This is a genomic window from Shewanella sp. S1-58-MNA-CIBAN-0166, from assembly GCF_040310085.1.
GTDB lineage: Bacteria > Pseudomonadota > Gammaproteobacteria > Enterobacterales > Shewanellaceae > Shewanella.
Genome location: NZ_JBEOPN010000043.1, coordinates 11,211 through 37,743, shown reverse-complemented (window position 1 = coordinate 37,743; position 26,533 = coordinate 11,211). Strand labels below are relative to the sequence as shown.

The 26,533-nt window shown below is 43.1% G+C and carries 19 protein-coding genes; 16 read left to right on the top strand and 3 right to left on the bottom strand.

Annotated elements, in window-relative coordinates; all coding sequences use genetic code 11:
- The first annotated feature begins 371 nt into the window (after positions 1-371).
- From AAEY99_RS19565 to AAEY99_RS19540, 6 genes are all read left to right on the top strand, one after another.
- Positions 372-2,150, top strand: a complete 1,779-nt coding sequence (locus AAEY99_RS19565) for a protein adenylyltransferase SelO (protein WP_351011655.1) — start codon at positions 372-374, stop codon at positions 2,148-2,150.
- A gap of 261 nt (positions 2,151-2,411) precedes the next feature.
- On the top strand, positions 2,412-3,062 hold the full coding sequence (locus AAEY99_RS19560) for a hypothetical protein (RefSeq protein ID WP_351011654.1): 651 nt from the start codon (positions 2,412-2,414) through the stop codon (positions 3,060-3,062).
- Positions 3,055-3,867 carry a DUF3307 domain-containing protein gene (locus AAEY99_RS19555; RefSeq protein ID WP_351011652.1) on the top strand — a complete coding sequence of 271 codons (813 nt, stop codon included), beginning with the start codon at positions 3,055-3,057 and terminating at the stop codon, positions 3,865-3,867. The genes AAEY99_RS19560 and AAEY99_RS19555 overlap by 8 nt, the downstream gene beginning before the upstream one ends.
- A gap of 643 nt (positions 3,868-4,510) precedes the next feature.
- Positions 4,511-5,257 (top strand): (Fe-S)-binding protein, encoded by a 747-nt coding sequence (locus AAEY99_RS19550; protein WP_351011650.1) that lies wholly within the window; start codon positions 4,511-4,513, stop codon positions 5,255-5,257.
- Positions 5,258-5,265: 8 nt separating this feature from the next.
- Entirely contained in the window at positions 5,266-6,654 is a 1,389-nt protein-coding gene (locus tag AAEY99_RS19545; RefSeq protein ID WP_351011648.1) for a lactate utilization protein B, read from the top strand.
- 1 nt (position 6,655) lies between these two features.
- On the top strand, positions 6,656-7,219 hold the full coding sequence (locus tag AAEY99_RS19540; RefSeq protein ID WP_351011646.1) for a LutC/YkgG family protein: 564 nt from the start codon (positions 6,656-6,658) through the stop codon (positions 7,217-7,219).
- 304 nt (positions 7,220-7,523) lie between these two features.
- Here the strand turns inward: AAEY99_RS19540 and AAEY99_RS19535 are convergent, their stop codons facing one another.
- Positions 7,524-8,423, bottom strand: coding sequence for a LysR family transcriptional regulator (locus tag AAEY99_RS19535; protein ID WP_182744319.1), 900 nt, complete (start codon positions 8,421-8,423; stop codon positions 7,524-7,526).
- 353 nt (positions 8,424-8,776) lie between these two features.
- Here AAEY99_RS19535 and AAEY99_RS19530 point away from each other — a divergent pair, with 353 nt between their 5' ends.
- From AAEY99_RS19530 to AAEY99_RS19505, 6 genes are all read left to right on the top strand, one after another.
- Positions 8,777-9,421, top strand: a complete 645-nt coding sequence (locus tag AAEY99_RS19530; RefSeq protein ID WP_392342035.1) for a GntR family transcriptional regulator — start codon at positions 8,777-8,779, stop codon at positions 9,419-9,421.
- Positions 9,422-9,477: 56 nt separating this feature from the next.
- A complete protein-coding gene (gene prpB, locus AAEY99_RS19525; protein ID WP_011637321.1) occupies positions 9,478-10,356 on the top strand; it encodes a methylisocitrate lyase in 879 nt (292 codons plus the stop codon).
- A gap of 104 nt (positions 10,357-10,460) precedes the next feature.
- Entirely contained in the window at positions 10,461-11,585 is a 1,125-nt protein-coding gene (prpC, locus tag AAEY99_RS19520; RefSeq protein ID WP_101088421.1) for a bifunctional 2-methylcitrate synthase/citrate synthase, read from the top strand.
- An 87-nt stretch (positions 11,586-11,672) separates the two neighbouring features.
- On the top strand, positions 11,673-14,264 hold the full coding sequence (gene acnD / locus AAEY99_RS19515) for a Fe/S-dependent 2-methylisocitrate dehydratase AcnD (protein WP_335692121.1): 2,592 nt from the start codon (positions 11,673-11,675) through the stop codon (positions 14,262-14,264).
- Positions 14,265-14,392: 128 nt separating this feature from the next.
- Entirely contained in the window at positions 14,393-15,562 is a 1,170-nt protein-coding gene (gene prpF / locus AAEY99_RS19510; protein WP_101088419.1) for a 2-methylaconitate cis-trans isomerase PrpF, read from the top strand.
- Positions 15,563-16,044: 482 nt separating this feature from the next.
- Entirely contained in the window at positions 16,045-18,204 is a 2,160-nt protein-coding gene (locus AAEY99_RS19505; RefSeq protein ID WP_351011643.1) for a cation:proton antiporter domain-containing protein, read from the top strand.
- A 141-nt stretch (positions 18,205-18,345) separates the two neighbouring features.
- Here the strand turns inward: AAEY99_RS19505 and bcp are convergent, their stop codons facing one another.
- Together bcp and AAEY99_RS19495 are read right to left on the bottom strand one after the other, a co-directional pair.
- Positions 18,346-18,813 carry a thioredoxin-dependent thiol peroxidase gene (bcp, locus tag AAEY99_RS19500; protein WP_162023017.1) on the bottom strand — a complete coding sequence of 156 codons (468 nt, stop codon included), beginning with the start codon at positions 18,811-18,813 and terminating at the stop codon, positions 18,346-18,348.
- Positions 18,814-18,895: 82 nt separating this feature from the next.
- Complete coding sequence (locus tag AAEY99_RS19495) at positions 18,896-19,432, bottom strand: glycine cleavage system transcriptional repressor (protein ID WP_101088416.1); 537 nt, start codon at positions 19,430-19,432, stop codon at positions 18,896-18,898.
- A gap of 284 nt (positions 19,433-19,716) precedes the next feature.
- Between AAEY99_RS19495 and dapA the strand changes: the two genes are divergently transcribed.
- From dapA to AAEY99_RS19475, 4 genes are all read left to right on the top strand, one after another.
- Positions 19,717-20,601, top strand: a complete 885-nt coding sequence (gene dapA / locus AAEY99_RS19490) for a 4-hydroxy-tetrahydrodipicolinate synthase (protein ID WP_101088415.1) — start codon at positions 19,717-19,719, stop codon at positions 20,599-20,601.
- A gap of 4 nt (positions 20,602-20,605) precedes the next feature.
- Positions 20,606-21,703 carry an NlpB/DapX family lipoprotein gene (gene bamC, locus AAEY99_RS19485; protein WP_101088414.1) on the top strand — a complete coding sequence of 366 codons (1,098 nt, stop codon included), beginning with the start codon at positions 20,606-20,608 and terminating at the stop codon, positions 21,701-21,703.
- Positions 21,704-22,212: 509 nt separating this feature from the next.
- Positions 22,213-23,295: an efflux RND transporter periplasmic adaptor subunit gene (locus tag AAEY99_RS19480; RefSeq protein WP_101088413.1), complete on the top strand. Its 1,083-nt coding sequence runs from the start codon at positions 22,213-22,215 to the stop codon at positions 23,293-23,295.
- Positions 23,292-26,387: an efflux RND transporter permease subunit gene (locus AAEY99_RS19475; RefSeq protein WP_162023019.1), complete on the top strand. Its 3,096-nt coding sequence runs from the start codon at positions 23,292-23,294 to the stop codon at positions 26,385-26,387. Before AAEY99_RS19480 ends, AAEY99_RS19475 begins: the two co-directional genes overlap by 4 nt.
- The last annotated feature ends 146 nt before the right edge of the window (positions 26,388-26,533 follow it).

Below are 26,533 nucleotides of genomic sequence, written 5' to 3'. Positions count from 1 at the left end.
GCTGTTTGAAAATGTTGCGGGGCGGCTGGGTGATCCAAGAGGGAACAGCCGTTGGTTTCCTTTTGGTCTGGTGTGGGTGAAGCGCCACGACGTTAGTGGCCGCAGGCCATAGCAGATATGATGGATCATCATATGACATGATCTCAATTTTGTAGATGCAGCAAGCTAAGCTTTCCATTACTATAACGAGTCGTTACCATGGGTGTCGGCTCCATCCATTTCTCTCAGGCTCTTTCTAATTATACCGCGCAGGCCTTCGACATATATGCTGAAAAGATCCGCTTCCAGAAATCGAACAAATAGAATCATCGTCGACACGATGAACCATCAAGTTGTGAACAACCCTTCGACTCAAACAACAAGGTATCCCTATGACTAATCAACTGTCCCAGCAAACTCCCGTTACTGTCGAGACAGTCGACGATCTCGCTAAATTGGTCAACTACTCACTGATGGACACGCTTAACAGCGATCCTGACGCGACAGCTAATGGCGACGACCATGCGCCGCGACAAGTATTCTCTGGCCACTATGTGCCTGTTAAACCGACGCCGATTGAAAATCCAGAATACGTTGCACACAGCAGCAGCTTGTTTGCTGAATTGGGTTTTGCTGACAGCATGGCGCAGTCTGCCGATTTTATGAGCATGTTCTCTGGTGACCTATCGAACATTCCTGAACCCATGAGTAATGTTGGGTGGGCGTGTGGATATGCATTGTCCATTTTTGGTACCGAATACATCCAACAATGTCCTTTTAGAACGGGTAATGGCTACGGCGATGGTCGAGCTGTTTCTGTGCTTGAGGCTGTGATTAACGATAAACGCTGGGAAATGCAGCTTAAAGGCGGTGGTCGCACGCCATATTGCCGCGGTGCGGATGGTCGCGCTGTGCTGCGATCCAGTGTGCGTGAGTTTCTCGCGCAAGAACACATGCACGCGCTTGGCGTACCAACGTCGCGATCGCTGAGTTTGTATGTGTCTAAAACCGAGACGGTGCAGCGGCCTTGGTATTCTGAGGGCTCTAACGCACAAGATCCTGACCAAATGATTAGTGAGGCGGTTGCTATCTCGACACGTGTGGCACCTTCGTTTATTCGGGTTGGCCAGCTTGAGCTATTTGGTCGCCGCGCCCGCACGCAGGAACACCCGCAAGCGATGGCAGAGCTTGAACAACTGATGTTGCATGTAATTGATCGTGAATACGCTGATGTTATCGACCAACAACTCACTAATGAAGAAAAAGTGCTTTTGTTGGCGCGCGAGTTCCGTAGTCGTTTGACGTCATTGATAGCGAACTGGATCCGTGTTGGTTACTGTCAGGGTAACTTTAATAGCGACAACTGTGCCGCTGGTGGCTTTACGCTCGATTACGGTCCGTTTGGATTTTGCGATGTGTTCAATCCACAATATCAACCATGGACGGGTGGCGGGCAACATTTTGCATTTTTGAATCAAGGCGTGGCAGCAGAACGTAATTTCTTGATGTTTTGCACCGCATTAAGCCCATTATTGATGTCTACACCAGATTATCTAGAACAGCTCCAGCAGTTGGTCGATGGTTTTGCCACCGAGATGCAAACAAAGATGGAGCAGATGTGGACGGCTAAGCTTGGGCTTAACACTTTTGATGCGGCGTTATTTAATGAGCTTGAAACGCTGATGCTGCAAACCCCAGTGGATTACACAATATTCTTCCGTGAGCTTTCGTCGTTGCCTGATGATATTGGTCCACTGACTAACAGTTTCTATCGAGATTTATCGCAAGGGCCACAAGGATTGGAGCAACGCTGGTCTGCTTGGCTGACACAATGGCAATCATTGCTTGGTACCGAAGACAATAGCAATATGCTTATTGCAGATGCAGATGCAGATGCAGATGCAGATGCAGACGCACAACCACGTAGCCGTGATGATATTATTGCGCAGATGCAACGCGTTAACCCTAAATTTACTTTACGCGAGTGGTTGCTGGTACCTGCTTATCAGCAAGCCAGTGTTGGCAATTATGCACTTGTTCGAGAATTGCAGAAGGTGATGACCAAACCTTACGCAGAGCAATCTCAAGAAGTTGAAGACAAATACTATCGACTCAAGGCATCTGAGTTCTTTGGGGTAGGTGGATGCTCGCATTTAAGCTGCTCGTCGTAATGGTGAGATAATCTATCGGCTTTGATTGGTGTCATGCTTTATGCCACCTGCGTCAGGATTGTTATCTCAACATATCTGTCGACTTGCCTGGCATATTATCATTAGCCTAAAGTGGCTAAATGTCTATTTTTAGCCATAAACGGCTAAATAAGCTTGTGTACTATCAATGCACTTAGTCGTTATTAGCCAATAATGGCTAAGCTTGCATTATTAGCCATTTTTGGCTAAATTGGTCTAAGTCTGCAAACAAAGGAGCGTTATGTGGAGCCTACCAATAAACCTATAGCCGTGATTGTTGGCGATGTTGTTGACTCAACAAAGCTAACCTCTGCGCAGTTTGAGCTACTACTTAAACAGATCAAATCTATCCAGACATGGATTAGCGAGGGGCATAGCGAAAATGCGCACAGTATTGAGCGCGGTGATGAGTTTCAGTCTGTCGTACATGATATTGAAAATGCGTTGAGATACACCGTTATATACCGGATTGGCATTAAGGCGCTTGGTAAAGAGTTTGATAGCCGGATTAGTTTTGCAATTGCTGCAAATGCTGATTTACGTGAGTCGGTGTCGGAGTCGATGGGGCAAGCATTTGTGCTGTCTGGCCGCGGACTCAGTGGCCTTAAGAATGACCGATTATTGTTTAGCTCCGATAGCATCGCTCTCACTGAGTATTTTGACTTACTGTTTAAGTATCTTGATAAGCAACTTAACGACTTAACTGCGCGCCAATGTGAAGTGATGTTGCCAATGCTTCGAACCAATGAGGATTTGTCGATTAGTGAGTTAGCTGACATGCTCGATGTGGCTACAGCCACTGTCAGCAAGTCACTTAAAGCGTCTGGTTGGCCGTTGATCCATGAGTTAAATTGTCGGTTTATAAAGAAAGTCGCGGGGCTCAAGTATGTTTGATTTTTTCAGCGTGCTCATTCCATTTTTACTAATTCACACCATCTGTGACTTTTATCTTCAGACCGATCGGTGGGTAGAAGCTAAAAAAGCTCGCACTTACCGTTCACCTGAGTTGTACCTTCACGCGACTTTACAGGGTGTTGCATTATTACTGCCTGCAATGGCACTCGGGATTGATTGGCTTTCAACGGTTTGCTTAATCGTTATTGTCGCGGTAAGTCATTTTATTATCGATTTATGGAAGGTCACTACACCAAAGGGAGATAAGTTAGCCTACTTTGTTATTGATCAGGCTTTGCATGTTTCGGTATTGGCCGCGATTGCTTTTCATGTTGCAGATGGCGCATCGATTGATGCAGTGTTACAGCATGAACGTTTCTCTGATGGCGTGTTGGTGGTGTTTGCTTATTTACTCATTCTCAAGCCAACTTCAATTGTGATTGGCGCTGTGTTGAGTAAGTATCCCATCGTTAACTCAGCAATGGACACTGACGCCGTTACCGACACAGATGTTGTTGCAGAACCTGTTAGTGATAAGACAGCAAATGTGAGCGGCCTTGTTGCGGGTGGCGAGTTGATTGGTTACCTAGAGCGATTATTAATACTGACGTTTACGTTGGTGGGCAGCTATGCCGCTGTGGGCTTTGTATTAGCCGCTAAGTCGATATTCAGATTTGGTGAGTTAAATCAATCAGCCAACCGAAGCATGACGGAGTATGTACTGATTGGCTCACTGCTCTCAGTGGTCATCACAACCTTAATTGGGGCGCTAGTCTCATTGGGTGTAGATATAAAATTTAAGTGAAAAAATCATAAAAAAAGGCCTCTATATCAATAGAGGCCCAATAATCTTATTCAGATTTAAACTGATACCTTTAATCAGCCTTTATCCCCATTCCCATAGCAGATAGAGGCTGAGTAAAGTCACCAAGCATTGAGTAGACATTTGATTGCGACTCAAAGCCATCAACCAAACAACGCCAAAGTGTGTACCAAAAATCGATAACGTCAGTTAGATATAAGTTATTAAAACGGGGGGATGTTTCCGACGTTACCTATCACATGAGTGTGCTTAACCTCAACCATTCTGACAATATAAAAACATCAAACTGCGACACAATGTCGCAGGCTACTGACTTGAATTAATGAACAATGTTAACTACTGGTTGCCATTCATCGATGTATACCATGGTGTTGCACTTATTCATTGCTGATTCACCTGTGAGCATCGGTTTTTGTCGTTATTGATGTGAGCTTTTGGTGCTGATGAAAGCGTTTGTAGATCAAAAGTGAAAAAGTCTGCCGCGATATTTGCTTAATTAGCACTACATTTTATAAGGGTATAGGCATACATTGATAACTCGATAATGAGTCGTTAGCCATCGCTGAGTTGATTTTAAACTCACTCAGATGATGTGTAATAACGCGCCTGGGGATAATACCAACTTATGAAAATAGCACTATTTATACCGTGTTTAGTGAATCAAATGATGCCAGAAGTGGCCATTGCGACACTGACATTATTAGAAAAGTTAGGCCATGAAGTCATATTTCCTAAGGGTCAAACATGCTGTGGTCAGCCGATGACAAACTCGGGGTGTTTTGATGAAGCAAAAAACACCACCCTTAAATTACTCAACGCATTTAAAGGTGTCGATTGTGATGCCATTGTGTGTCCTGCAGCCAGTTGTCTGGTGGCGGCTAAAGAAAACTTCCATGAGTTTGATGGCAGCCAAGAAGCCCAAGAAGTTATTAGTAAGCTTTATGAGTTAACGGAGTTTTTACACGATATTGCCCCGATTAAAGCATTTGCCCGCCCTGTAGCGGCCAAAATAAGCATGCAAATGAGCTGTCATGGTATTCGTATGCTTAATTTAGCGACGCCGACAGAGCAAATGGGTAAACAACGCTTTAATAAAGTGGAAGCGGTATTGGGTAACATTGCCGGGCTCGAGATTGTCTATCCTGCTCGTATTGATGAATGTTGTGGTTTTGGCGGCACGTTTGCCGTTGATGAAGGCGCGGTGTCGGCCAAAATGGGTAAAGATAAAGCTCAAGCTCATGCGGCAACTGGGGCGAAGTATGTCGTGGGGTTTGATCCTTCATGCTTGCTGCATTTAGATGGCATGATCCGTCGTCAAAAATTACCGATTGCAACCCGTCACATTGCCCAAATCATTAATGATGCTTTATAGGAGCCACTATGACCGAACTATATACCACATCGGGTTCTAAGGTGCATGCCCATAAAGCTGATATTTTTTGTCGCGATGAAACCCGAGTTGATTGGCATTCTAAAGCCCTGTGGGCATTACGTGAAAAACGTGATCGCGCTGCAGGCAGTTTGCCTGAATGGGAACAACTAAGGCTGCTTGGCTCGCAACTCAAAATGCATACGTTGAGCCATTTAGCCCAGTACCTTGAACAATTTGAACAACAATGCTTGAGTAATGGCATTAAGGTGCATTGGGCTAGCGATGCCCAGCAACACAATGAAATTGTTCATGGGATTTTAGCGAAACATAAGGTTAAAAAACTGGTTAAATCAAAATCGATGTTAACCGAAGAATGCCACATGAATCCGTATTTAGAACGCCACGGTATCGAAGTGGTTGATACCGATTTAGGAGAACGAATTATTCAGCTCGCCAATATGCCACCTTCGCATATTGTGGTGCCCGCTATACACATGAAAAAAGAGGAAGTGGGCGAGTTATTTCATCAACAGTTAGGCACTAAAGCGGGTGAGTCTGATCCGCTGTATTTAACCCGTGCTGCTCGCGCGCATTTAAGAGAGAAATTCCTTACTGCAGATGCTGCCATGACCGGTGTCAATATGGCGATAGCAGACCAAGGTGCGATTGTTGTGTGTACCAATGAAGGTAATGCAGACATGGGCGCTAACTTGCCTAAGTTGCAATTGCACTCAATGGGTATCGATAAAGTGGTTCCTGATATGGATTCTGTTGGGGTGTTGTTGCGTACATTAGCCCGTAATGCCACAGGGCAACCCATTACCACTTATTCATCGTTTTATCGTGGCCCACAAGAGGGCGGCGAGATGCATGTGATCATTGTTGATAATGGTCGCACTGAGATGATGAAAGACAAAATTTTAGCTGAATCGTTAAAGTGTATTCGTTGCGGCGGCTGTTTAAATACCTGTCCTGTGTATCGCCGTTCAGGCGGTTATAGCTACAACTATACTATTCCTGGTCCTATTGGTATTGCGGTAGGTGCTAAGCATGACGATACCAACTCTATTCCTTGGGCCTGTACGTTATGTGGCAGTTGTACTTATGTGTGCCCAACGATGGTGCCATTGGATAAAATTATTGCCCATCATCGTCGTTTGAAAGCAGAAGCTAAGAGGTTGCCGTATGGCAAAGGTGGCTATATGCCGTTAGTGGGCCGTTTTATGGCCAATGAAACCTTAATGAATACCTCTATGTCTGCAGCAAGATTAGCACTGCGAGTATTACCGGGGAGTTTACTCAAGCCGTTTAGTGGTGCATGGGGTAAATATCGCGAGTTGCCTGTCGCACCAGAGTCTAGCTTTGCCAGCTGGTATAACAAGAATCGGAGCCGTTAATATGTCGAATAAACACACTATTTTATCTGCACTAAAGCAATCGGCTTTGGATCAACATGCTATGCCAGCCATGGATGTAGTGGCTAATAATGATGATCTTGTTGGCCAATTTAATGCAAGTTTGAACACAGTAGCAGGCACGCTGCACTGTGAAGGCGGTTTAGCATCGCTACAACAAGCGGTAGATGAATTGATCCAACAAAATATGCAGGTGATCTCGTTATTGGACGGTATTAAAGGTAATCGCCAAGTGCCTGAGACCGCTCACGATCTGGCTGATATTGATTATGCCGTGATCCCTGGGGATCTTGGTGTAGCCGAAAACGGCGCGATTTGGGTTAATCAACCCAGTCATCGAGTGACGCCTTTTATTTGTGAAAATCTAATATTGGCGTTGGCCAAAGACAATATTGTCGCCAATATGCACCAAGCGGTTAAACAAGTGGCACTACAGCCAGGCGAATTAGGATTATTTATTGCGGGTCCGTCTAAAACCGCTGATATTGAGCAAGCATTAGTGGTGGGGGCTCATGGTGCCTGTAGTTTAAATGTGTACTTATACTAATGGTTAGTTAATAGCGGTTAGTTGCTTGTGTTGTCATCTATTAGTTGCCAGTGATGTCATTGACTGAGTGTGTCAGTTCATGGCATCACGCTAAACTATAGCAATATTAATCGAACCACTTAGGTTAGAATAACCTGCTATTAATCAGAACGTTCAGTTTCAAATTCAAATTCAAACTAAAATTCCAATTCCAATTCCAATTCCAATTCAACTTCGAATGTAGATTCAAATGTAGATTTAACTTTCACTTCAAACTCTAAGCATCTAAGCATCTAAGCATCTAAGCATCGAAAATCGAATCGAGTTAGAACAAGTCGAAGATAGTGGCAGCACGTTGCTGAATAAACTCAATAAACAATTTTACTTTTAAGGGTTGCTGGCGACGTTGATGATACAAAATACTGATCCGCCGATGCTCACCAGCCCAATCTGCTAACACAGGCACTAGCTCTTGATTCAATAGTTGTGGTTTAACAAATAATTCTGGTCCATATAAAATCCCGCCATCACCGACAGTTGCCCGAATTGCGCCGTGTAAATCCCCTAGGGTTAATTTAGCGGGTCCATCGTAATAATACTGCTCACCACTGTGATGTTTTAAGGTCCAGTTAAATAGCGGCCACACTTTAATTAACTGATAATCAACTAGCTGCTGCGGGTGGCGAAGCTCAATGAGTTGCTTGGCATACTCAGGTGATGCATACAGGCCGTAATTTAATACTCCCAACGATGTCGATACCCAAGATGAGTCTGGTTGTGCGCCACCGACAATGGCGACATCGACTCCTTCATCTATCAAATCAATGGTGCTGTTATTTTGGGTGATGTGCAGTTGAATGTGCGGATGTTGTTTCGAAAAGTCATTGATGGCCTCAATTAATATCATCGAGGTTATCGAAACGGGTGTCGATATCCGTAAGGTACTTTGCGGCTCATTAATAGTTTGACCACAAATACGATCAAATTGCGCCACCACATTATAGTAACGGTCAAATAACGCCCCACCTTCTTCAGTTAATCGAAGTTTACGGGTGCTGCGCATTATCAACTGAGTATTGAGGCTTTGTTCTAATTTGCTAATTTTGCGGCTAACCGTGGCAATGGGCAACTTTAACTCTTGTGCTGCAGATGAAAAACCACCGGCATTAACGACATGGACAAACAAATGGATCAATTCAAGTTGGCAGGCTAAATGTTGGCTCATCAAGAGACCCTTATTGTATTTATTGCTCTATTTATTGTTGGATTAATCGATGTCTCAATCACTTTATAAAGAGGAGTGTAACCCAACATAGTGTGTACAGATAGCTGAGTAATCATCGAACCACAAAGGCGTGATGAGTTATACCGTGGTGGCTAATATTAGCATGGGCTGACTTAAGGTTTATTGAGTGGTGTCATAAATTGGTAATCGCTAAGGCTTTATGATGAATTGGATTAATTGTCGACAAAAAGTGCCTTTTGGGGTTGTTATACGATTTAAAGGTGCTATATTGTCGACAACTTGTTTTGTGTAGCTGTTTTTTAATGTCAGTTTTTATTATCCAAGGTATGAATATGATCCAGCCGATTACTTCTGCAGATAAGACCTTTGTAGCCCTTAGAGACGATATAGTCGAAGGTCGTATTCAGGCCGGCTCTAAATTGAGCGAAACTGAATTGTCGACAAAGTATGCAGTGAGTAGAGCCGTGATCCGTGAAGCCATTAACCGCTTAGAGTCGTGTCATATTGTTGAGCGTAAAGCCAACGTAGGCGCTCGTGTGGTGGCGTTATCTCCACAAGGGTTGATAGAACTGTATCAAGTGCGTGAATCACTCGAAGGCATGGCGGCACGTTTAGCGGCAAAGAACATGACCGATGACGAAATTGCCGATTTAAACCGTTTATTACAATCTCACTTTGACGAGGTCAAAGGGGGCGAGTCTTATTATCAAGAAGCCGGTGATGTTGATTTTCATTATCGAATTATTTTAGGCAGTAAAAACAAACACCTAATTTCAATGCTGTTTGATGGCATTTATCATTTAGTGCGCATGTATCGCGTACAACTTGGCATGGCGGGTCCGCGTGTGACCACCGCTTATGATGAACACAAACACATTGTTCAGGCCATTTTAAACCGTGATGCAGAATTGGCTGAAATGCTGATGCGTCGCCATATTATGTATTCTAAAAATAATATCGAACACAAATTATCGTAATGTCTTGCGTGTGGCGTGTTACGCCCACGGTCATAATTGCATATAAGGAAAATATCATGAGCGCAGGTAAAAAATTTCGTCAAGCATTAGCTAACAACAAACCACTGCAAATTGTCGGTACCATTAATGCTTATGCCGCCATGATGGCAAAGCAAATTGGTCATCAAGCCATTTACTTGTCTGGTGGCGGTGTGGCTAACGCCTCTTATGGTTTACCCGACTTAGGCATGACATCACTCAATGATGTACTGGTTGATGTGCAACGTATTACGTCAGCCTGTGACTTACCTTTGCTGGTGGACATTGATACGGGTTGGGGCGGGGCATTTAACATTGCCAAAACCATTCGTGATATGGAAAAGGCTGGCGCAGCAGCGGTACACATGGAAGACCAAGTGGCGCAAAAGCGTTGTGGTCATCGTCCAAATAAAGAAATAGTTCCAGTAGAAGAAATGGTCGACCGCATTAAAGCGGCGGTTGATGCCCGTACCGACCCAGATTTTTTCATTATGGCGCGCACAGACTCGTTTGCTCAAGAAGGGTTAGAAGCCGCTATCGAGCGTGCTAAAGCGTACGTGGCAGCGGGTGCTGACGGTATTTTTGCTGAAGCAATTAAAACTGAAGAGCATTACCGCGCCTTTGCTGAAGCATTAGATGTGCCTATTTTGGCTAACATTACTGAGTTTGGCCAAACTGAATTATGGAATAAGCAACAATTAGGCGAGTGGGGCGCGGCAATGGTGTTATACCCATTGAGTGCATTCCGTGCGATGAACAAAGCAGCTGAAAATGTTTACAGTGCTATTTTAACCGATGGCGACCAAAAAGCAGTGGTAGATACCATGCAAACTCGTATGGATTTATACGACTATTTGGGTTATCACGATTATGAACAAAAATTAGACAGTTTGTTTGCCGAAGGCAAAAATAAATAACGGCCTCAGTACGACAGCAAGACTCGATTACAACTAAAATAACAATACCCTACAATCGCGATTTAGCATGGTTAAATCGTGAAAAGCATAAGAAGGAAGATATCATGGTAGACAAGAAATTATCAGGCGCAGGATTACGCGGTCAGAGTGCTGGCGAAACAAAATTATGTACAGTCGGTAAATCAGGTTCAGGCCTAACGTACTGCGGTTACGATGTCTCTGATTTAGCCGATAACGCTACCTTTGAAGAAGTCGCTTATTTATTATTTAACGGCGAGTTACCAAACCAGGCTCAGCTAACTGCATATAAAGCAGAATTGAAAGCGCAGCGTGATTTACCCGATGCACTAAAAGCGGTATTAAAATTAATTCCTGCTGATGCTCATCCAATGGATGTGATGCGTACTGGTTGCTCGTTTTTAGGTAACCTTGAGCCAGAAGTCGATTTCACTCAGCAACACAAAGCGTCGAACCGCTTATTAGCCGCATTTCCGGCCATCATGTGTTATTGGTACCGTTACACTCATGACGGTGTTGAGATTGATTGCACCACAGATGAAGATTCTCTGGGTGGACATTTTCTTAAACTGCTTCGCGGTGAAACGCCGTCAGCGCAACATCGCCGTGTAATGGATGTGTCGTTGATTTTGTATGCAGAGCATGAGTTCAACGCATCAACCTTTACCGCGCGTGTATGTGCCTCAACTTTATCGGATATGTATTCTTGTGTTACTGGTGCGATTGGTTCATTACGTGGTCCACTGCACGGTGGTGCTAATGAAGCGGCGATGGACATGATCCAAAAGTTCAGCTCGCCAGCCGATGCTAAAGTGCAGATGGCATTAATGTTAGAACGCAAAGAAAAAATCATGGGCTTTGGTCATGCTATTTATAGCGAGTCTGATCCACGTAATGTGATTATCAAAAAGTGGTCTGAAAAGCTGGCCCATGAAAACGGTGACACATCTTTATATGACATCTCTGTCGCGTGTGAAGAGTTTATGTGGGACACCAAAAAGTTATTCTGTAACGCAGATTTCTTCCATGCCTCTGCTTATCATTTTATGGGCATTCCAACTAAGTTATTTACGCCAATCTTCGTTTGTTCACGTTTAACCGGTTGGGCGGCACATGTAATGGAGCAGCGATCGAACAACCGCATTATTCGTCCAAGTGCGGATTATGTGGGCAGTGAGCCTCGTAAAGTGGCGCCTATTAGCCAACGTTAATCAGCATGCCGAGTCTCGTTATGATGACTCGGCTTTTTTCGATATAGATTAGCGCTTATTCCTTTCATATTTATTGTGGATGAAGTTATGAATACTCAATACCGTAAAGCCTTACCTGGCACCCAATTAGATTATTTTGACACCCAAGAGGCTGTAGATGCGATTGAAGCTGGAGCCTACGCCAAACTACCTTATTGTTCTCGTGTGTTTGCCGAGAACTTAGTCCGTCGCTGCTCACCTGACATGCTTACTGATTCGTTAAAGCAGCTGATTGAACGTAAAAATGACCTTGATTTTCCGTGGTATCCAGCCCGTGTGGTTTGTCATGATATTTTAGGCCAAACCGCATTAGTCGACTTAGCGGGTCTGCGTGATGCGATTGCTGAAAAAGGCGGTGACCCCTCAAAAGTGAACCCAGTAGTACCGACTCAATTGATTGTCGATCACTCGCTGGCGGTTGAGCATGCCGGTTTTGAAAAAGACGCGTTTGAGAAAAACCGCGCCATTGAAGACCGCCGTAATGAAGACCGTTTCCATTTCATCAATTGGACCAAAACGGCATTTAAAAACGTTGATGTTATCCAACCGGGTAACGGCATCATGCATCAAATTAACTTAGAGCGTATGTCGCCAGTGGTGCATGCTCAAAATGGTGTGGCGTTTCCTGACACCTTAGTGGGCACCGACAGTCATACACCTCATGTTGATGCGTTAGGCGTTATAGCCATTGGTGTGGGCGGTTTAGAAGCTGAAAGCGTCATGCTCGGCCGTGCATCTTATATGCGTTTACCGGAAATTGTTGGTGTTGAAGTAACGGGTAAGCCACAACCTGGCATTACTGCTACCGATATTGTTCTGGCGTTAACTGAATACTTGCGAGCGCAAAAAGTTGTGTCATCGTATCTTGAGTTTTATGGCGAAGGGACCACCCATTTAACCCTTGGCGATCGCGCTACTATTACTAACATGACGCCTGAATACGGCGCCACCGCGGCGATGTTTTATATCGATAAACAAACTATCGATTATCTAACGTTAACCGGTCGTGAAGATGCACAAGTTAAACTAGTTGAAACCTATGCCAAACAAGCGGGTTTATGGGCTGATACCTTAACTAATGCTGTGTATGAGCGAGTATTGCACTTTGACTTGTCATCTATTGGCCGTAACATTGCCGGCCCGTCTAATCCACACAGTCGCGTGCCGACATCTGAATTAGCGGCGCGTGGCATTAGTGGTGTGGTTGAAAACGAACCCGGTAAAATGCCCGATGGTGCAGTGATTATTGCCGCTATTACCAGTTGTACTAACACCAGTAACCCGCGCAATATGATTGCCGCAGGTCTATTGGCTCGCAATGCCAATGCCCGTGGTTTATTACGTAAACCTTGGGTGAAATCATCGCTTGCGCCTGGTTCTAAAGCGGTGCAATTGTATTTAGAAGAAGCAGGTTTATTGCCTGAGCTTGAAAACTTAGGTTTTGGTATTGTCGGTTTTGCCTGTACGACGTGTAACGGCATGAGCGGCGCGCTTGATCCGGTTATTCAACAAGAAGTGATTGATCGCGACTTATACGCTACCGCAGTGTTGTCGGGCAATCGTAACTTTGATGGCCGTATTCATCCTTATGCTAAACAAGCCTTTTTAGCATCACCACCTTTGGTCATTGCTTATGCCATTGCCGGTACGATTCGTTTTGATATTGAAAAAGATATCTTAGGTATCGATAACCAAGGTCAAGCTGTCACGTTAAAAGATATTTGGCCAACCGATGAAGAAATCGATGCAGTTGTTAAAGCAAGCGTTAAGCCTGAGCAATTCCGTAAAGTCTATGAGCCAATGTTCGACATTAAAGTCGAGTATGGCACTCATGTAAATCCGCAATATGATTGGCGTCCACAAAGTACTTATATTCGCCGACCACCTTATTGGGACGGAGCTTTGGCGAGTGAGCGCACCATGAAAGGTATGCGTCCATTAGCAGTGCTTGGAGACAACATCACCACCGATCATTTATCGCCATCAAATGCGATTATGCTCGACAGTGCCGCAGGTGCATATTTACACAAAATGGGCTTACCAGAAGCAGACTTTAACTCTTATGCCACTCACCGTGGCGATCACTTAACTGCGCAACGTGCCACTTTTGCTAACCCTAAACTGTTTAACGAAATGGTGCAGGAAAACGGCAAGGTTAAGCAAGGATCATTGGCGCGCATAGAGCCTGAAGGCCAAGTCACTCGCATGTGGGAAGCGATTGAAACCTATATGGAACGTAAGCAACCACTGATTATTATTGCTGGTGCAGACTATGGCCAAGGTTCGTCACGTGACTGGGCGGCAAAAGGCGTGCGTCTTGCTGGGGTTGAAGTGATTGTTGCTGAAGGCTTTGAGCGTATTCACCGTACTAACTTAGTCGGTATGGGTGTGCTACCGCTAGAGTTCACTGCAGGCCATAATCGACATACTTATCATATCGATGGCACGGAAACCTATGATGTTGTAGGTGATCGTAATCCGGGCGCAATGTTAAATGTGATTATGACTCGTAAAAATGGTGAGCAAGTGACCATTCCGGTTAAGTGTCGTGTTGACACTGGCGAAGAGTTGTCAATTTATGAAGCTGGCGGTGTATTACAACGTTTTGCTCAGGACTTTTTAGCCAACGAAACTAATTAACCATAATTCGGGGTAATAAGTGAGTGTTGGTTTGGCAATAACCTAGTGTTAGTGCCTTACTTAATCGGCAGTTTATAAGCTTATTGATGGGCTGCCGCTTTGGTCTTTTGTTATTTTAGGAATATGTGATGGCTCATTTACCACAAATGAAAATTCCAGCGACTTATATGCGCGGCGGCACCAGTAAAGGGGTGTTTTTCAGCCTGACTGACTTGCCTGCAGCCGCTCAAGTGGCTGGTGCAGCTCGTGATGCAATATTATTGCGGGTTATTGGCAGTCCCGATCCTTACGGTAAACACACCGATGGTATGGGCGGAGCAACGTCAAGTACCAGTAAAACGGTTATCTTATCCAAAAGTACTCAAGCTGATCACGATGTTGATTATTTATTTGGTCAAGTATCGATTGATAAGCCGTTTGTTGATTGGAGCGGCAACTGCGGTAATTTAACCGCGGCGGTCGGTTCATTTGCCATTAGTAATGGTTTAATCGATCCAAGCCGAGTGCCTGAAAATGGCACCGCAATTGTGCGTATTTGGCAAGCCAATATTCATAAAACCATTATTGCTCATGTCCCTATTACCAACGGTGAAGTACAAGAAACCGGTGATTTTGAACTTGATGGTGTGACGTTTCCCGCAGCTGAAGTGCAAGTGGAGTTTTTAGATCCTGCCGACGGTGATGGCGCTATGTTTCCTACAGGTAACGTGGTCGATGCACTTGACGTACCAGGCGTCGGGACCTTTAACGCCACCATGATTAATGCGGGCATTCCAACCATTTTTATTAATGCAGCCGATATTCAGTATCAAGGTACTGAGTTGCAAGATGACATTAATAATGACGATAAAGCCTTAGCCATGTTTGAAACTATTCGGGCTTATGGTGCAGTAAAAATGGGCTTAATCAACCATATTGATGAAGCGGCTGCTCGTCAACATACCCCTAAAGTGGCTTTTGTTGCGCCTGCTGCGGGTTATATTTCATCCAGTGGCAAAGCGGTTAATACTGACGATATCGATCTGGTCGTGCGGGCCCTTTCTATGGGTAAACTGCATCATGCGATGATGGGCACAGCAGCAGTGGCCATTGGCACTGCCGCGGCGATTCCTGGCACATTAGTTAATTTGGCTGCTGGCGGTGGTGAGCTGAGTGCGGTTCGTTTTGGTCATCCATCTGGCACGCTACGCGTGGGTGCTCAAGCGGTGTTAGTGCAAGGTCAATGGCAAGTTAAAAAGGCTATTATGAGCCGAAGTGCGCGAGTATTAATGGAAGGTAAGGTGAGCATTCCACAATAATCACGTTATGTATATGTTATAAATAAAACCTCAGCTTTTGCTGAGGTTTTTGTTTATACGGGATTAATAGATAAAAAAAACAATTGATTAGCGTTTAAACTTATATTGTCTTTTGCTTATGTAAATCAGATGTTTATCCCAAAAATACCCAAAAGATATAAAATGTGATATTGGTCAAAAAAAGCCTTGATCCTATTGTTAAATTAGTATGTTATATGCTGAATTTTGTCAGCTGCTTTTTACGGGTTCAGACATATAAGCATCATGTAATTATGATGTAATAAAAGGAAATATCAGTAGGTTTTATCGATTAATAGAAGATTGATTAATCACAATAGATTAATCATCAATTGATGATTTGGCTGATTAAGTTGTTATAAAACAGTCGAGTTGAATGCATTTAGAGCACGATATTAACGTGAGTCGCATTGCTTATTTTAAGTTAGTCATTGGCAATGATAGCAATACAAAAGGAAACAATTATGGTTGAACACATTACAGGCATGCTGGCATTAATCGGTGTGTTATCGCTTTTGTGTCAATGGGTTGGTTGGAAGTTACGTCTGCCAGCAATTTTACCACTTTTATTATGTGGTTTACTGTTAGGGCCAGGATTAGGAATATTAGACCCAGATGAAATCTTTGGTGATTTATTGTTTCCTATTATTTCGTTAGGTGTTGCGGTCATCCTGTTTGAAGGTGCGCTGACACTTAACTTTAAAGAAATTAAAGAACACGGACGAATGGTGACCCACCTTGTCACCATCGGCGCATTTATTACCTGGGCGTGCATTGCACCTGCGGCGCATTATTTGCTTGGCTTTGACTGGGCAATTGCCATGTTATTTGGCGCATTAGTGGTGGTGACAGGTCCAACCGTTATTGTGCCTATGTTGCGTACGGTGCAACCTAAATCAAATTTAGCCAGTATATTACGCTGGGAAGGCATCGTTATTGATCCTATCGGTGCGTTACTTGCTGTATTGGTATTTGAATATATCGCCGTTACAGCCGACCCAACCACACACGTATTGAATGCATTAGGCTTAACCTTAGTGCTCGGTTTTGGCTTAGGTGCAGCGGGCGGTTACTTAACGGGTTTAGCTATCCGTAAAAACTTGTTCCCGCATTACTTACGCAACACCGCAGTATTAACCATTATGCTGGGTATTTTTGTTGGTTCGAACATTTTACAAGAAGAGTCTGGCCTGTTAACGGTAACGGTAATGGGTATTTGGTTAGCAAACATGCGCGGCGTTGATATTGCTGACATTTTAGAATTTAAAGAAACTCTAACTGTACTACTGATTTCTGCGTTGTTTATTTTGTTGGCGGCACGTCTGGATTCTGGCGCCATGCTTGATCTAGGACTTGGTGGTGTCGGGGTGCTTTTAGTAGCGATGTTTATTGCTCGTCCACTCAGTATTTGGATTTCAGGCTTAGGCACCAATTTGTCGTCTAATGACAAGTGGTTTTTAAGTTGGGTTGCGCCTCGCGGTATTGTTGCAGCGGCTATTTCATCATTATTTGCCATAAAACTTGAAACAGTTGGCTTAGAAGGTGCCAGTTCAATTGTACCGTTAGTATTCTTAATTATTATTGGTACCGTGGTGATTCAAAGCTTAACTGCCGGTCGTTGGGCGAAGTTTTTAGGCGTGAAAGAGGGCTCTAATCAAGGAGTGTTAATCTTTGGCGCGTCTAAATTCTCGCGTGAATTAGCTTCTATTTTAATTTCGAAAAATATTAAGGTGATTCTAGCGGATAACAACTGGGATAGCATTCGCCAAGCGCGCATGGACAATATTCCGGTGTATTTTGGTAACCCAGCGTCAGAGCATGCATCTAATTTCATGGACTTAAGTGGTATTGGTCGAGTGCTTGTGATGTCGCCATACCGTCAATTAAATCCGTTGGTGACGTTTCACTTTCAAGATTTAATGGGCACCGAAAAAGTCTATGGTTTAAACAACGCTGACAGCGCCAGTGCTCGTCATCAGTTGTCTGAATCTTATCTCAAGCGCTTATGTTTATTTGGTGAGAATATATCTTACGCCAAAATTGCCAGTTTAATGGCTAAAGGCGCAGTATTGAAAATTACCAATATTACTGAAAACTTTACCTATGACCATTTCAAAAAACGTTATGGTGACACAGCTATGCCATTGGTTTATTTAACTAAAGAAGGCAAGGTTAAAGTCATATCTGGTGTTGAAACGATAGTGTTACCAGTGGGTATAGAGTTAATAAGCTTATTGCCACAAGAAGCGCAAGACCAAGCTGTTATTCAGCGAGCATTAGATGACGAAGCCGACCGCCAAGCTAAAATAGCCGCCGAAGCAGAAGCAAAAGTGGCCGCTGAAGCAAGAGCTGTTCGCGAAGCACAAGAAGCCGAGCAACGCACTATTGAAAAAGCACGCCGTAAAGAAGAAGAGCTAGCGCTATTTGAACAACAAGAAAAAGCCCGCTTATTAGCTGATGAAGAGGCTGCATTAGTGAAGCAAGAAACAGCTATTCTAGCCAAAGAGTTAGCCGCACAAGAGAAGGCTAAACAAGCTGCAAGCGCTGCAACCGAGTCGAGTGATGCAGAGACTGCAGCCGACGAAGAAAAGCCACAGCAACCAAGCGATACTAAAACGGTGTAAATGTTAGCGCTTAGGCGTTAACGGTTTGGTGTCGATATTTGAAATAGCAGTCACTAAAAAGGGCTTAGCAATTTATTGCTAAGCCCTTTTTTATTACTTCATGAAGCGTAAAACTTATCTGAGGAAGAAACCTCTAGTAAATTACTCAGCTAACGTGGCCAGAACCACTTCGTGGTGATCTTTGGTTTTGAATTTATTCAACACATGGCTGATTTTGCCATCAGTACCGACGATAAAACTTAAGCGATGAATGCCATCGTAAATTTTACCCATAAATTTTTTCTCTCCCCATACGCCAAAACCATCAGCAACCGCATGGTCTTCATCACTGAGTAACGTGAAGTTGAGTTGTTGTTTGTCGGCAAATTTGGCCAGTTTAGCCACAGGATCTGGGCTAATGCCGAATACTGTCACCTTCAAACCATCAAGTTGTGTTTTGATATCGCGCAGGCCTTGTGCTTGCACTGTGCAACCAGGAGTTGATGCTTTAGGGTAGAAATACACTAGCACAGGACCTTTAGACAAGGTGTCTTGCAGTGATACCGCTTCACCTGCTTGATTTTGCAGAGTAAAATTTGGTGCAGTATCACCAACGTTTAATGTGTTCATGATTGATCCTTTATCAGATAAATACAGATATTACGTTATCAGCACGTACAAGGTTCACATCAACGAGAGGTGAACTGAGTAGTTATGGCGCGGCAATACCCTGCATGCGCTTGATGCTGCACTCTAGAGACATAGACTCGGCCAGTTCATGAATACCTTGTTCAAGCTTCAATAGGTTGATTTTATCAGGGATATTGATTGCTAATAAAATAGACTGAGTTTTAAGACTATCATTGTCATCCGCATGGGAGCGCACAGCTGCTAAGTCGAGGCCTCTTTCGGCCAAAAACTGGGTAATGCTCTTCATGGTTCCGCGTTGGTCTTCACCATTGAATATCACTTCAATACGAGACACAAAGTTTTTTGGGGTATGTTTGGACGTTCGCTTCATGACCGTCATGAGTTCAAGTTCTACACTCAGCACAGGCAATAAGCTTTCAATTTTTGTTATAGCTGACCAGGAGCCAGATATCATCATAATTAGGGTAAATTCATTACCAAATAATGCCATACGACTGTCGACTATATCGCAATCACAATCACTTGCTAAACGCGCTAAACGACTCACTAATCCTGGGCGGTCTGCGCCCATTGCCGTAACGACCAGATAATTGGTCATGGATTTTCCTCACTTTTTGATATCTTAGAGCGAAAACTTATGCCGAAGCATGTCAGTTTTGGTGCGGGTGCTAATGCTATCATTTTTCACTAAAACACCTCAATATAGTAACCTATATCACTCACATAAATGTGATTATTTTTTAGCGCTATGGCTTCAAAGATGCTAGGTTACGCTGCATTAAATAGCATAAATGACTTATTTCAGATTATGGTTACCGTAGAGCTTGTCATTAGTGGTTGGCATCAGTAACATAGCGAATCCTGAAACCGTGGGGAAGATAGATGATAAACGGAAGCATCGTAGCCTTAATCACACCAATGAATAGTGATGGCACAGTAGATTATGCAAGTCTTGAAAGACTTGTTGAGTTCCATATTGAACAAGGTACTGATGCCATTGTCGCGGTCGGTACTACAGGCGAGTCTGCAACTCTGCCTATGACAGAGCATGCGGCTGTTGTTAGCCAAACTGTTAAGTTTGCATCAGGTCGTATTCCTGTGATTGGTGGTAATGGCGCCAATGCCACTGCAGAAGCGATTGAGTTAACCAAATCAATGCAAAAATCGGGTGTTGTTGCCATGCTTGGCGTGACTCCTTATTACAATAAACCGTCGCCTAAGGGATTAATTGCCCATTATACGGCGGTTGCTGCAAGTACTGATATTCCTCAAATTCTTTATAATGTACCAGGCCGTACTGCTGTTGATATGAAACCAGAAACTGTGGCTGAATTATCAAGTGTCAGTAATATTATTGGTGTAAAAGAAGCCACCGGTGATTTAAGCCGTGTTGCGCGTTTACGTGAACTTTGTGGTGAAGACTTTTTACTTTATAGCGGCGATGATGCCACAGCACGTGAGTTTTTATTGCTGGGCGGTAATGGCGTGATTTCAGTGGCAAATAATATTGTTCCACATGCGTTTAAAGCCATGTGTGATGCTGCATTAGCCAAAAATGCACAATTAGCTGAATCAATCGATCAACCATTAACGGGTATTTATCGCTCGTTATTTTGTGAAGCCAACCCAATTCCAGTGAAATGGGCTGTTCATCGAATGGGTTTGATAGCTAATGGTCATATTCGTTTACCTTTAACTGAACTTTCTGAGCAGTTTCATGGTCTGTTAATAGAAACAATGAAACAAGCTCATATTGAGGTAAAATAAATTCATGTTAAAGAAAGTCACTCCGTTACTCCTTGTTGCAGCTGTATCAGCTTGCAGTACGCCATTAGATCGCCGTCAGGCCAATGGTAATGATGATTTCGTTAATGCTGAAACTACGCCATTATTGACGATCCCACAGGGCTTGAATACGCCTACTTATAGCAAAGAATATGACATACCTGCTGTTGGTAATAACGTTAACAAGCAGCTTGTAGGCAAGAATCTTGATATCCGTGCGCCATTGCAAGTATTGCCAATGGCTGAAGGCACACACATCGAAGAAAGCAGTGATAGTATTCGTGTGGTGATTGAATCGATTGAAAGTACTACTGATTTAAAACAAGAAATTTTTGATGTCATTGATGGTTATCTAAGCAAAAATAACATCGCTGTTCGTAGCGAAGACCTTAGCGCTGGTTTTATTGAAACAGATTGGATTGAAAATGATGAAATCATTGAATCTAATTGGTGGGGCAGTGATAAGGTTTATCAACTGCGTCAGCGTTATCGTTACCAAGTTGATGTGAAACCACATGGCCGTTCTGGTTCTGTGTCGATTGATTTAGTTGAGCATCAAGAGTTTTACGATGATAAAGATCAGAAAATTTTATTAAGCGGTGAAGACAAACGTCGTTATACCACTGATATGCTAAATAATGCTATTGCTTATATGAGCATTAAACGTGATCAATCTATCCGTGCTGCACGAATTGAGCAAAGCCTTGGTATTAAAGTTGATTTAGTCACTAACGCTACTGAATCTGCTTATTGGTTAGCCGAAGCAAACTATAAGTCGGTATGGGATCGTTTACGCCTAGTATTACCGGAAATGGGTTTTGATGTTGTTGATACTGATAACAGCAAAGGCCTGTTTTATATTAATTTAGAAGAAAGCGGTGGTTTCTGGAGTTCTTTGTGGAGCGAAGAAAAATTGTCATTGAAAAAAGGCAATTATCGTTTACTGCTTAAAGAAACTGATGATGCTAATCAGACTAAAATATTACTGCATGATGTAGAAGACAAACCGTTATCGGATGAGTCTATTACCGAAGTGTACAAAATTATCTCTGATCTAATGCAAGAAGACCGTAAAGTCCGTTAAGGTTTATGGTTTGGTAATTAAGCAGGAAAGAGACGCATCGAGCGTCTCTTTTTTTGTAAGTTACCATTTTTATTCGATTCAATAGGACGCTATTCAGCACCTATCAACCCAGTTTGAATTATCCATTTCAAGTAGTATCCCTAACATACAGGCTTTATTGTTGAGCAATAACAATATTAGGCAGTACAAATTTATAGCCGTTATCCCTGGCAACATATGCCCCGATTGAATCTGAAGCCAAACTCGATTTGTCACAGCATGTGTCGAACAGTTTGGATTTTCATTGTTTAAATATTCAAATAATGCGTATAAATAACCAAATATGTATAAATTACGCTAAAAATGTGAATAAAATGCATATTTACCAAGGGTGAACTATTTGTTTAATCTGTTCGTAATTTGTAAGCAAAAGTAAAACAACTTGATGTGGATTTATTGCTAAGTACAATCACATTAAATAGAAAATCATAGATATAATTCATGCAACCTTTGATGGTTACGGACTCGAAATGAAAAAGATAATCGTACTGATCGCCATAGTGCTAGCTGCACTGTCGGCTTACTATTTACTGTCTCCTAAAGAAGCGATAGTTCAACGTCCAAGGCCCATACCTAATGTTGTGGTTGCCAAGGTGGCGATTATGCCTATTCGTGATGAAGTCGAAGCATTGGGTACGGGTAAAGCCTATGAGTCTATTATCGTTACATCCAAAATCACTGAAATTGTCACTAGTATTAATTTCAACGATGGCGATTTAGTTGAAAAAGGGGCGTTATTAGTACAACTGAGAAATGATGAACATAAAGCCAAAGTAGCCGTAACCGAAATTAAGTTAGTTGAAAATCTACGTGAATTAGATCGTATTCGTACATTGGTCACCAGCAAAACGATTGCTGAATTAGAGCGTGACCGCTTACAAAGTTTAATTGATACCACTCGTGCAGAAGTTGCGCAGGCTAAAGCTGCGCTAGAAGACCGCGCAATTAAAGCACCATTTTCAGGTAAATTAGGTTTACGCCAAGTGAGTGTGGGTAGCTTAGTGACCCCAGGTGAGCAAATTAGTACCCTAGACGATGTGAGTAAAATTAAATTAGATTTTTCTGTGCCAGAGCGTTTTATTCAAGAATTACAACCAGGCAAACTCGTTGAAGCCAAAGCGGTTGCGTATCCCGACCAGATATTTAAAGGCGTTGTTACTTCGATTGATAGCCGCGTTAACCCAGATACTCGAGCGGTAGTGGTACGCGCGGTAATGCCTAATGATGATTTTAAGATACTGCCCGGCATGTTGATGAAAGTGCGCCTTATTAAGCAAAGTCGTGAAGCATTACTATTACCTGAAGCCGCAATTATTCCTATTCAAAATAAGCATTTTGTTTATGTAGTAAATGCTGAAAATGTTGTTGAACAGCAGCAGGTAACTTTAGGCAGCCGGACTCGTGGCTGGGTTGAAATAACCGACGGGCTTAAGGTTGATCAACAAGTGATTATTCGCGGTATTTTAAAAGTTCGACCAGGAGATAAAGTTCAAGTTGAGCAAGCGGAAAACTTTAAGTTTGCGCAAGTAGAAGGCATGGAGACGTCAGCATGATATTAACTGACTTATCGGTTAAACGGCCTGTTTTTGCATCTGTTATTAGTATCTTATTGATTGTTTTAGGCTTGGTATCATTCGATAAATTACCCTTGCGGGAATATCCAAATATCGATCCGCCAATTGTGTCGGTCGAGACCAGTTACCGTGGCGCCAGTGCTTCTGTGGTTGAAAGTCGAATCACTCAACTTATCGAAGATAGGATAAGTGGTGTTGAAGGCATTCGTCATATAAGTTCGTCAAGCAGTGATGGCCGTTCAAGCGTTACCATTGAATTTGATATTAATCGAGATATCGAAGCCGCGACCAATGATGTTCGTGATCGTATTTCAGGTTTATTAGAACAGCTTCCTGAAGAAGCTGATGCTCCCTCAATTTACAAAGCTAACGGCAGTGATGAAGTCATTATGTGGCTCAATTTGGTGTCCGACCAAATGGATATCTTGCAGCTGACTGATTACGCAAATCGTTATTTAGTGGATAGATTTTCAGTTATCGATGGCGTGTCAACGTTACGTTTAGGTGGCGGCAAAGTGTATGCGCTGCGAATTTGGATCGATCGCCAAGCATTAGCATCGCGCAACCTAACGGTATCTGATGTCGAAGCTGCATTACGTTCTGAAAACGTTGAGTTACCAGCGGGTTCTATTGAATCCAAAGAACGTCATTTTACCGTGCGTCTGGACAGGGTATTTAAAACGGCGGAAGATTTTTCTAACTTGGTGATCATGCAGGGCGATGATGGTTATTTAGTTAAATTAAGCGATGTTGCCAAGGTAGAAATCGGCTCCGAGGAAGAGCGGATTATTTTCCGAGGTAACAAAGAGGCAATGATTGGTTTAGGGGTCAGTAAGCAATCTACCGCTAACACCCTTGAAGTGGCACGCGCTGCTAATGCGTTGGTAGACAAACTTAACCCCACATTGCCAGCAGGCATGGAGATTAAACGCTCATACGACAGCTCGGTGTTTATTGAAGCTTCTATTGATGAGGTTTATCAAACACTGTTTATCGCCATGGTGTTAGTGATTATTGTTATTTACTTGTTTTTAGGCTCGGTGAGGGCGATGTTGATTCCAGCCATCACTGTGCCCGTATCCTTAATGGGGACGTTTATAGTGCTATATGCACTAGGGTATACCATCAACTTACTGACCCTATTAGCGATGATCCTGGCGATTGGTATGGTGGTTGATGATGCCATTGTGATGTTAGAGAATATTCATCGACGGATTGAAGAAGGTGATTCTCCGCTTAAAGCAGCCTTTCTAGGTGCGCGTGAAGTGGGTTTTGCCATCGTGGCAACGACTTTGGTACTGGTAGCTGTATTTATGCCTATTACCTTCTTAGAGGGCGATTTAGGCAAGCTGTTTAAAGAATTTGCGGTCACCATGAGTGCGGCTGTGATTTTTTCCAGTATTGTGGCGTTAACATTAAGCCCGATGATGTGCTCAAAGTTATTAAAGCCTGCAACACAAGATCCTTGGCTGGTTAAACAAATCGATAAAATGATGAGCAAGATATCGGGCTGGTATTTGATAAGCTTGCAAGCAGGGGTTAAGCGACCTGTATTAGTGTCATTAATCGTATTAATCTCGTTTGCATTAAGTGGTTTTTTATTGAATAAAATCCCTCAAGAATTTGCTCCACAAGAAGACCGTGGCTCGATGTTTTTAATGGTCAATGGACCTCAAGGTGCCAGCTTTGAATACATTGAAAAATACATGGATGAAGTTGAAGGCCGCTTAATGCCTTTGGTTGAAAGTGGCGATATTAAGCGCTTATTGATCCGCGCTCCTCGTGGCTTTGGCACCGCATCAGACTTTTCTAACGGTATGGCTATTATCGTTTTGGAAGATTGGGCTGAACGTCGCAGTGCCAATGAAATTATTGTCGATATCCGTAATCGTCTATCAGATTTAGCCGGTATTCGTGCATTCCCGATAATGCGCCAAGCCTTTGGTCGCGGTGTGGGTAAACCAGTGCAGTTTGTGATTGGTGGCCCAAGCTACGAAGAACTGGCTGATTGGCGTGACATTATGCTCGAGAAAGCCAAAGAAAATCATAAACTCATTGGTTTAGATCACGATTACCAAGAAACCAAGCCTCAGTTAAGAGTGGTGATTGACCGTGAACGTGCAGCAGATTTAGGGGTATCAATTGCGCATATTGGCCGAACATTAGAGTCGATGCTTGGATCGCGCTTGGTGACAACCTTTATGCGCGATGGTGAAGAGTATGATGTGATTGTCGAAGGTAATCGTGACAATCAAAGTACTGCTACGGATATGCAGAATCTTTACGTTCGTTCGGATCGTTCGCAAGAACTGATCCCGTTATCGAACTTAGTCTCGATTGAAGAGTTTGCCGATGCCAGCTCGTTAAATCGTTACAATCGTATGCGTGCTATTACCTTAGAGGCCAATTTGGCCGATGATTATACTCTGGGTGAAGCGTTAGATTATCTCAATGATCTTGCTACAACTTATTTGCCTGCAGAAGCGGTGATAAGTTATAAAGGGCCATCGTTAGATTACCAAGAGTCGGGTAACTCGATGAACTTTGTGTTCTTACTCGCATTAGGTATTGTATTTTTAGTGCTCGCAGCTCAGTTTGAAAGTTATATTCATCCTATGGTGATCATGTTAACCGTTCCGTTAGCAACGTTAGGGGCGTTAATTGGGTTATGGTTTACCGGCCAGAGTATTAATATTTACAGTCAAATTGGCATTATCATGCTGGTTGGTTTGGCGGCTAAAAACGGTATTTTAATCGTTGAGTTTGCCAATCAATTACGAGACCGTGGTGTTGAATTTCAACAAGCGATTTTGCAGGCTTCGACTCAACGATTACGACCTATTCTAATGACCGGTATTACGACTGCGGCAGGGGCTATTCCATTAGTGTTATCCAGTGGTGCAGGGGCTGAAACTCGTTTTGTTATTGGAGTCGTGGTGTTATCAGGCATTTTACTGGCAACCTTCTTTACCTTAATCGTTATTCCTGTTGCTTATAGCTTGTTTGCTCGTAATAGTAGCTCACCAGAAGCGGTCGCTAAGCAGTTAGAGATAGAGTTAAAAGAAGGCTAATCACGTTCAACATTGATTCGTTATCCTTGATTCGTAATCACTGATACAACCTGAAATCAGGATATATAAAAAAGCCAGTCATTGAAGTGACTGGCTTTTTTGTTTCAATTATTTACGAGGAGCAAACTTGGCTTTATCGAGGCATT